We start from the raw sequence: 1677 nt of genomic DNA, 5'->3' as shown, positions 1-1677 counted from the left end.
TGTCAATGGCCAGTGTGTTTGGCTCTGATCCAATCTCTGTGAAGCCGCCACACAGAGTGACTCCGGCTGTCAGGATGTCGATTCGTGTGACTACGTCCCCCTACGCGCGCTCCTGCCCCATCTGCGTGATGTCCGCGTGGACACCGTGACCGCCAGCAGCGGCGAGCCGACCATCGAGGCCGCAACGGCCACCCGCCAGGCTCCGTGCCCCGACTGCGGAACCGTCTCCGCCCACGTCCACGGCCACTAACAGCGCCGACTCCAGGACACCCCCATCGGCGGCCAGCCCGCCACCATCCACCTGCGCGTCCACCGGTTCCGCTGCGCCAGCACCGCGTGCGAACGCCGCACGTTCGCCGAACAGGTCGACGGACTCACCCGCCCCTACGCCCGCCGCACACCCCACCACCACCAGGCACTGGAAGCCATCGCGCTCTCGCTGGTCGGACGCCCCGGAGCCCGCCTGGCCCGCACACTCTGCGCCCCGACCAGCCCGAACTCCCTGATCAGGATCCTGCACGCCCGACCCGACGAGCCGCCCAGCAGCGTTCCCCGTGTCCTGGGGGTGGACGACTTCGCCCTCAAGCGCGGTCACGTCTACGCCACGATCCTGTTGGACATGGAGACCGGCCGCCGCGTGGACGTCCTTCCCGACCGCACGGCCGACACCTTCGCTGCCTGGCTGCGCGACCACCCAGGCGTTGAGATCGTGTGCCGGGACCGGGCCGGCGCCTACGCTGAGGCCGTCCGTTCCGCCGCACCCGACGCGGTGCAGGTCGCGGACCGCTTCCACCTGTGGAAAAACCTGTGCGAGACGGTCGGCAAGTGCGTGGCCGCCCACCGCCGCTGCCTCGCCGAACCAGCCTCTGAACCCGCAAAGACCCACACGGAGCCAGCGCCGGCCCCGGCAGCGATGGAGGGGGTCCGGGCTGCTCAGAGGCGGGAACGACATGCCGCGGTCCACGCCCTGCTGGACAAGGGACTGGGTATCTCGGCGATCGCCGATGCCCTGGGTTTCGACCGCAAGACCGTCCGCCGCTACGCGCACGCCCCGACCCCGGAGAACCTGCCCGTTGGCGACGGCCGCCGGGGCACCCTCATCCAGCCCTACTTGGCCTACCTGCACCAACGGTGGAACGAGGGATGCACGGACGCAGTCCGGCTGTGCGCGCAGATCCGCGAGCAGGGCTACCAAGGCAGCGAACGCACCGTGCGCCGCTCCGGAGCAGTGGGAAGCCCGCACCGCCGGTGCCCGAGGTGCTGACCGTCCGCCAGGCCACTGGTCTGATCACCAGCCTGCCCAGCCGCCTGGAGCCCGAGGAGGAGGTGAAGCTGAAGGAGTTGCTCGGCCACTGCCCGGAGCTGGACCGGGTCGCCGGGTGCGTGCGCTCCTTCGCCACGATGATGCGGGAGAAGAAGGGGCAGGACCTGGAGACGTGGCCGGCCAGTGCCGAGGCGACCGAGATGCAGCCGGTGCGGAGCTTCGCCCGAGGGTTGCGCCAGGACTTCGACGCGGTGACCGCCGGGCTCACCCTGGAGTGGAGTTCCGGCCGTGTGGAAGGCAACGTGTGCCGGATCAAGGTGCTCAAGAGGGCCGGGTACGGCCGTGCCGGGTTCGAGCTGCTGCGCCGCCGCATCCTCGATGCGCCATGACAGAGCGTGGCGGCTTCACAGAGA

2 protein-coding genes and 1 pseudogene are annotated in these 1677 nt (G+C 70.2%); all 3 read left to right on the top strand.

Annotation, left to right across the window (positions count from 1 at the left end; translation table 11 throughout):
* Positions 1 to 265: 265 nt before the first annotated feature.
* Positions 266 to 937 (top strand): annotated as a pseudogene (locus RM479_RS27415) (ISL3 family transposase); the annotation flags it as partial.
* Positions 914 to 1264, top strand: coding sequence for a helix-turn-helix domain-containing protein (locus tag RM479_RS27670; RefSeq protein ID WP_397223319.1), 351 nt, complete (start codon positions 914 to 916; stop codon positions 1262 to 1264). The pseudogene RM479_RS27415 and the gene RM479_RS27670, both read left to right, overlap by 24 nt.
* Complete coding sequence (locus RM479_RS27410) at positions 1249 to 1653, top strand: transposase (protein ID WP_311514578.1); 405 nt, start codon at positions 1249 to 1251, stop codon at positions 1651 to 1653. The genes RM479_RS27670 and RM479_RS27410 overlap by 16 nt, the downstream gene beginning before the upstream one ends.
* Positions 1654 to 1677 lie beyond the last annotated feature (24 nt).

Source organism: Nocardiopsis lambiniae, from assembly GCF_031845465.1.
Taxonomy (GTDB): Bacteria; Actinomycetota; Actinomycetes; order Streptosporangiales; family Streptosporangiaceae; genus Nocardiopsis; species Nocardiopsis lambiniae.
Note: the sequence above shows the minus strand (reverse complement) of the source record. Positions and strands in the feature narration are given on the sequence as shown.